Source organism: Bradyrhizobium pachyrhizi (assembly GCF_001189245.1).
Classification (GTDB): Bacteria; Pseudomonadota; Alphaproteobacteria; order Rhizobiales; family Xanthobacteraceae; genus Bradyrhizobium; species Bradyrhizobium pachyrhizi.
Window position 1 is genome coordinate 65,934 of record NZ_LFIQ01000091.1, and the last position, 6,537, is coordinate 72,470.

General features: G+C 65.6%; 7 protein-coding genes, 1 pseudogene and 1 riboswitch (1 of these 9 cut by a window edge). Of the genes and pseudogenes, 3 read left to right on the plus strand and 5 right to left on the minus strand.

Annotated features, from left to right (window positions below; translation table 11 throughout):
• Together AKL29_RS45370 and AKL29_RS22355 are read right to left on the minus strand one after the other, a co-directional pair.
• A partial coding sequence (locus AKL29_RS45370) for a Clp protease N-terminal domain-containing protein (protein ID WP_283809411.1) occupies window positions 1-519 on the minus strand: 519 nt, incomplete at its 3' end.
• A gap of 191 nt (window positions 520-710) precedes the next feature.
• Window positions 711-1,274 (minus strand): helix-turn-helix domain-containing protein, encoded by a 564-nt coding sequence (locus AKL29_RS22355; RefSeq protein WP_050385649.1) that lies wholly within the window; start codon window positions 1,272-1,274, stop codon window positions 711-713.
• Window positions 1,275-1,332: 58 nt separating this feature from the next.
• Here AKL29_RS22355 and AKL29_RS22360 point away from each other — a divergent pair, with 58 nt between their 5' ends.
• Both AKL29_RS22360 and AKL29_RS22365 read left to right on the plus strand, forming a co-directional pair.
• Entirely contained in the window at window positions 1,333-1,848 is a 516-nt protein-coding gene (locus tag AKL29_RS22360) for a GNAT family N-acetyltransferase (RefSeq protein WP_050385650.1), read from the plus strand.
• Window positions 1,849-1,903: 55 nt separating this feature from the next.
• A complete protein-coding gene (locus AKL29_RS22365; protein WP_050385651.1) occupies window positions 1,904-2,695 on the plus strand; it encodes an MOSC domain-containing protein in 792 nt (263 codons plus the stop codon).
• A 43-nt stretch (window positions 2,696-2,738) separates the two neighbouring features.
• On the opposite strand, the gene AKL29_RS22370 is transcribed toward AKL29_RS22365, so the two are convergent.
• Entirely contained in the window at window positions 2,739-3,404 is a 666-nt protein-coding gene (locus tag AKL29_RS22370; RefSeq protein WP_050385652.1) for a TIGR02594 family protein, read from the minus strand.
• 231 nt (window positions 3,405-3,635) lie between these two features.
• On the opposite strand from AKL29_RS22370, the gene AKL29_RS22375 reads away from it, so the two are divergent.
• A complete protein-coding gene (locus tag AKL29_RS22375; protein WP_050385653.1) occupies window positions 3,636-4,508 on the plus strand; it encodes an alpha/beta fold hydrolase in 873 nt (290 codons plus the stop codon).
• Between the two features lie 15 nt (window positions 4,509-4,523).
• On the opposite strand, the gene metW is transcribed toward AKL29_RS22375, so the two are convergent.
• Complete coding sequence (gene metW / locus AKL29_RS22380; protein ID WP_050385654.1) at window positions 4,524-5,186, minus strand: methionine biosynthesis protein MetW; 663 nt, start codon at window positions 5,184-5,186, stop codon at window positions 4,524-4,526.
• Window positions 5,183-6,390 (minus strand): annotated as a pseudogene (gene metX / locus AKL29_RS22385) (homoserine O-acetyltransferase MetX). Before metX ends, metW begins: the two are co-directional and overlap by 4 nt.
• Before the next feature lie 85 nt (window positions 6,391-6,475).
• Window positions 6,476-6,537, minus strand: a riboswitch (SAM riboswitch) (it continues 26 nt past the right edge of the window).

Below are 6,537 nucleotides of genomic sequence, written 5' to 3' on the forward strand. Positions count from 1 at the left end.
CGCCTGGGTCAGGTCGCGGGCATATTTCTTTAGCGCGTCGTAAGCGTTCTCGGCGGTCGCGCTATCAGCGGTGCGGCCCTTGCGCAGCGCTTCGATCGCCGCGTTCAGGTTCTGCGCCGTGACGCCGCCCTTGTTCAGGATGGAGGCCGCCTCGCTGCCCTTCTCGAGCGTGAGCCCGAGCAGCAGCCGCTCGACGGTGACAAAGCTGTCGCCGGCCTTGTCGGCGGCCTTTTCCGCCGCATCGAAGGCACGCGCCAGCTCCGGCGACAGATAGACCTGCCCGGCACCATTGCCCGAGACCTTCGGCAGCTTGTTCAGCGCCTCTTCGGTCGCTTTCAGGATTGCTCTGGAATTGCCGCCCGCACGGTCGATCAGACCGCCGGCGAGTCCCTCATTGTCGTCCAGCAGCACCTTCAACAGATGCAACGGCGAGAACTGCTGGTGACCGTCGCGCATTGCGAGCGACTGGGCAGACTGGATGAATCCGCGCGCGCGCTCGGTGTACTTCTCAATGTTCATTCGTTTTCCCTCGGCCTGCCATCGTCACCCATTCAGGCATGACAACGGCATCTTCATTGGGTTTCCGCGGGCCGCGTTGACGTTCCTCAACCAGCCTCTGGTCGTCGCCATCATTGTTCAGGCTTGCCGCAGATGTGGGCACTTGGTTCCAAAACGGAAGAGCCACAGTCTGCGATTTCACCCGATGAAGCTCAGCGCCGCACGATGGCGACAAGGTAGCGGCAGGGCTGAGCCGTTTCGTTACGGAAGGCGATGTCCGATGGCGGACCAAGCTCGACGCGGTCACCCGCAGCGAGCTCATGGCGCTCCGCCCCTTCCATCAACGTGAGGCGGCCACTGATCATCCAGACAACCTGGCGGACCAGGTGATAGGCGCTGGCGGGGAAGCCGGCTTCCTGCCCCGCAGGCAGTTCGATCTCCACCAGCTCCAGCGGATTGGCCGGATGCAGGAACACCTGCCGCCGCAGATAGGCCGCCTTCGGATCGCGCCAGACCGGCTGATCCTTGGCCCGCTGCAGGCGGGAATTGTGTGAGGCAACCTCGAACAGCGCGGCCATGGTCAGGCCATAGGCCGTGGCGATCCGCGACAGCGTCGCCGCCGTCGGGCTTGCCTCCGCCCGCTCGATCTTGCTCAGCATGGCCTTGGACACGCCGGCCCGCCCGGCGAGTTCCGCCAGCGACCAGCCGCGGCCCTCCCGTTCGGCGCGAACCCGCCGTCCGAGAGCCTCATCGGCCTTGTCCTCTATAATTGACATATCGTCTTATATAGTAGACGATGGCGGTTCGTTCAAGAGGCCCGTCAAGGAACCACCGATGATAATCCGCCCCGCCACCGAGCAGGACATCCCGGCCATCACCGCGATCTTCAACGAGGCGGTCGCCAACTCGAATGCGATCTGGACGGAGAAGCAGGATTCCGACGCCGAGCGGCTGGCTTGGATGACGGCGCGGCAGGCTCTGGGCTATCCCGTGCTGGTGGCCGTCGAGGGGGCGACGGTGCTCGGCTACGGCACATTCGGCGACTTCCGGGCCTTCCCGGGCTACCGCTACAGCGTCGAGCACAGCGTCTATGTCCATGCCGATCATCGCGGCCGCGGCCTCGGCCGGATCATCGTCGACGAACTGATCGCCGTGGCCACCGCGCTCGGCAAGCACGTCATGATCGCCGGTATCGACGGCGGCAATCCCGCCTCGCTGCGGCTGCACGCGCAGGCCGGCTTTGTCGAGGTCGCCCGGATGCCGGAGGTCGGACGCAAGTTCGGCCGCTGGCTCGATCTCGTGTTCATGCAGCGCCTGCTGGACGCTCCTGGAGCGGCGCGCGCCGACTAGTACCTTCCCGCGGGCGGCAGTTCTCCTCGCCCACCAAACAGGCTAGAGCGGGCGAATGGACAACACGCACGCTTCCTCCGCCCGGATCACCGGCATCTACCGCTACCCGGTCAAGGGTCTCACGCCCGAGCCGCTGCCGCACGCAGAGCTCAAGATCGGCGAGACGATTCGCTCCGATCGCCGCTATGCGATCGAGAACGGCCCGAGCGGCTTCGATCCCTCGGTGCCGAAATGGCTGCCGAAGCCGCATTTCCTGATGCTGCAGCGGGACGAGTGGCTGGCGCCGCTGCGCGCCCATTTCGACGATGACAGCCACGTGCTGACGCTGCGCCGGGATGGTGCGATGGTGGCCCAGGGCGACCTTGAGACCGCGGAAGGCCGCGCGGCGATCGAGCGCTATTTCGCCGATCGTCATACCGGCCAGATCAAGGGCCCGCCCAAGGTGCTGGTCAGCCCCGGGCATAGTTTCTCCGACGTGCCGCGCAAGGTGGTCTCGATCATCAATCTGGCCAGCCTGCGGGCGATCGAGGAGATGGTGCAGGCGCCGGTGCATCCGCTGCGCTTCCGCGCCAACCTCTATGTCGAGGGCTGGCCGGCCTGGCATGAAGCCAGCCTGCTCGACCAGACCATTGCGATCGGCAGCGCCCGGGCCAGGGTGGTGAAGCGCATCACCCGCTGCGCCGCTGTCAATGTCGATCCCGATACCGGCGCGCGCGACCTCTCGGTGCCGAACACGCTGATGCAGCGCTTCGGCAATAATGAATGCGGTATCTACGCCGAGATCATCAGCGATGGCGGTGCCGCCATCGGCGACACGATTGCCGCTCAGGGACCTGTAGCGTCGTAGGCCGGGGCGAGGCGCGTGCGCGCCCTGCCCCGCTTTCGAGCGATCAGTTGGTCGGCATCACATAGGCGTAGATGCGGCCGCGCGAGACCCGCGTCTCGCGGACACGGTGGCCGCTGTTGCCCGAGATCATGATCGGATTGCCCTTGGCATCGACGTTGGTGATGATGCCGACATGGCCGCCGCCGCGGCGGCTCATCACGGCTATGGCGCCGACCTGCGGTCCCGAAACGCGCGTGCCGTATTTGGCGAACGAACTCGCCATGTCGGAGCCGGTGCCGCGATGGCCGGTGTGCTGCAGCACCATGTTCATGAAGCGGGCGCACCACAGGCTGGAGCGGCCGGTCGGATTGCCGCCGAGATAGCGGCGCGCCTCGGCGACGATGCCGGACGAGCCGAAGCCGCTTGCCGCAATCACGCCGCCGGTGTTGGGCACGACGTCAGCGCTGCCGGGCAACGGCGCCGCGTTGGTTTCGACGATCCCGCCCGGCTGCGCGAGTGCGCGGCGCTCGGCGCGCGACAGCCGCGCTGCGTGCCGATAGTGATGACGGGCATAGTGACGCGCGTGATGGCCGGGATGGGCCGAATGCGCGTGACGTGGATGATGTGGACGGGCGGATGCCGGAGCGGCGGAGATCACGGCGAGAGTGAGCGAACACAGAGCCAGCGCCAAAACACGAAGCGACCGGCGACACGCAAGCAACTGAACCATACTTCACTAGATCCTCTGTAACGCCCCCCAACTCCCCGTCGCGTTCCCGGGGGAACACGGCGGTGGTTTTGAAAATCGGGATGGCGCGAGGAAGATTTCATGCGGCACTGCGGGAATAATTTCTGGGTCATTCCGCGATGATTCGATGACGAGAAAAGAACCGGAACTGCCGCATTGCGGCCTTGAAAATTAACTGCAAATCTGGAGGCGGCCAACGAGAGGAGAATTTCAATGCCCTACGCCACGACGAAAGATCATGTCCGCCTTCATTTCGAAGAGGCCGGCAGCGGAACCCCGATCATCTTCCTGCACGAGTTCGCCGCGGATCACACCAATTGGGAGCCGCAGATGCGCTATTTCGCGCGCGGCCACCGCTGCATCGCCTATTCGGCGCGCGGCTACACGCCGTCCGATGTGCCGCCGAGCGCCGACGTCTACACCTACCAGCACTTCTATACCGACGCGCTCGCGGTGCTCGACCATCTCGGCATCGCCAGGGCGCATTTCGTCGGACTTTCGATGGGCTCCTATTCGTCGCTGCAGGTCGCCCTCAACGCGCCGGAGCGCGCGCTGTCGATGACGCTGGCCGCCGTCGGCTCCGGCTCCAGCCTCGAGCATCTCGATGCCTTCCGCGCGCAGTGCCGCGCCAATGCCGAGCAATACGAGAGCATCGGCTCCGTCGAGGTCGCCAAGGTGACCCGCGAGGCGCCGAGCCGGATCCCGTTTCTGGTCAAGGACCCGCGCGGCCACGCCGACTTCTACGCCGCGCTCGCCCGCCATGACGCCAGAGGCTCGGCCAACACGATGCGCAGCTTCCAGGGCGGCAGGCCCTCGATCTACACCATGACCGACGCCATCAAGCGCGCCGCGACGCCGGCGCTGATCCTGTGCGGCGACGAGGACGACAATTGCATCGCCCCCAGCATGTTCCTGAAGCAGCATTTGCCGGCCGCCGGGCTCTCCTTCTTCCCGAAGTCGGGTCACGTGCTCAACCTCGAGGAGCCGGCGCTGTTCAACGAGATGGTCGAGCGCTTCATCGCGCTGGTCGAGGCCGGCCGCTGGCCGGTGCGCGATCCGAGGTCGCTGGTGGCGGCGCCGGTTTGACGCGCCACCCACCGATTACTTGCCCCCACCCCGGCTGAGCAGGAACACGCCCTGCTCGCCGAACATGTTCCACACCCACCACGGCAGGTTGAGCGGCACTGGACGGCCGTAGAGATCGAGCGCCACCGCGCGCTCCATCTTGACGTTGATCTCCTCGCAGAGCTGCACGAAATCCTTGATGGTGCAGAAGTGGATGTTCGAGGTGTCGTACCAGCTCGCCGGCAAATTCTCCGTGCGCGGCATGTGGCCCCCGATCAGGAGCTGCAGCCGCATCTTCCAGAACCCGAAATTCGGGAACGAGACGATGGCGCGCTGGCCGATGCGCAGCAGATTTTCCAGCACTACCTTGGGCTGCCGCGTCGCCTGCAAGGTCTGCGACAGGATCACGTAGTCGAAAGCGTCATCGGGATAGTTGACGAGATCGGTGTCGGCATCGCCCTGCACCACGGCGAGCCCCTTGGCGACGCAGCCATTGACGCCCTCGCGCGACAGCTCGATGCCGCGGCCGTCGATGCCGCGGCTCTCCAGGAGCTGCAGCAATTCGCCATCGCCGCAGCCGACATCGAGCACGCGCGAGCCCGGCCGCACCATGTCGGCGACCAGCAGATGATCGGTGCGATAGCCGCCGGTCCGCTCCGGCGCGACGCCCGGCAAGGGCAATGTCTGCTGCATGCTCATGACTGGCCGCCATCCTTCAGTCCGCGCGCCTTGCCTGCGGCCAGCAGGAAGGCGCGCGGGAGATCTCGAGGAATTCGGGCACATCGAGCAGGAAGGCGTCGTGCCCCCTGTCGGTCTCGATCTCGGCGAACGACACCCGCGCGCTCGACGCGTTCAGCGCATGCACCAGCGCGCGCGATTCCGAGGTCGGAAACAGCCAGTCGCTGGTGAACGACACCACGCAGAACCGCGTCTGGATGCCGGTGAACGCCTTCGCCAGCACGCCGTTGTGGTCGGCGGCGATGTCGAAATAGTCCATCGCGCGGGTCAGATAGAGATAGGAGTTGGCGTCGAAGCGCTCGACAAAGGACGAGCCCTGGTAGCGCAGATAGCTCTCGACCTGGAAATCCGCATCGAACGAGAAGGTCGGCAGCTCGCGGTCCTGCATCCGCCGTCCGAACTTGCGATGCAGCGCGGCGTCCGAGAGATAGGTGATGTGCGCGGCCATCCGCGCCACCGCCAATCCGCGGTGCGGATGGGTGTCCTCGTCGACATAGCGGCCGCCGCGCCAGTCCGGATCGGCCATCACGGCCTGGCGGCCGAGCTCGTGGAACGCGATGTTCTGCGCCGAGTGGCGCGTCGAGCAGGCGATCGCGAGCGTCGAGAACACGCGCTCCGGATAGGCCGCGGTCCATTGCAGCACCTGCATGCCGCCCATCGAACCGCCGACCACGCAGAACAGCGTATTGATGCCGAGGCGATCGATCAGCATCGCCTGCGCGCGCACCATGTCGGGGATGGTGATGATCGGGAAATCGAGTCCCCACACCTTGCCGGTCGCGGGGTTCGACGACGCAGGGCCGGTCGAGCCCATGCAGCCGCCGATCACATTGGAGCAGATGATGAAGTATTTGTCGGGATCGATCGGCCGGCCGACGCCGACCATGGTCTCCCACCAGCCGGGTTTGCCGGTGACGGGATGGATGTTGTTGACATGCTGATCGCCGGTCAGCGCGTGGCAAACCAGGATCGCGTTGGAGCGGTCGGCATTGAGCTCGCCATAGGTCTGGTAGGCGATCTGGAACGGTGCGAGATCGACGCCGCAATCGAGCTTGAGCGGCTGGTCCATCCCGAACTTCGCCACCAGTGACGACGGATGGTCGGCCTCATGGGCGCGATCATCGCTCGGGGTTTGTGGGCTCGGTATCGGACGCACGTTGCTCATCTAGGCGACCCTGCCTCCGCGCGGGAGGGCTCGACGGACCTCAGGCCAATAAAAAACCCGGCCTGAACAAAGGTTCGGCCGGGAGCTGATAAGGTCCCCGGCCTGTTTAGCGAGTTGTTTAACGTGGCTGCAAGCCGGCCGGCTCAA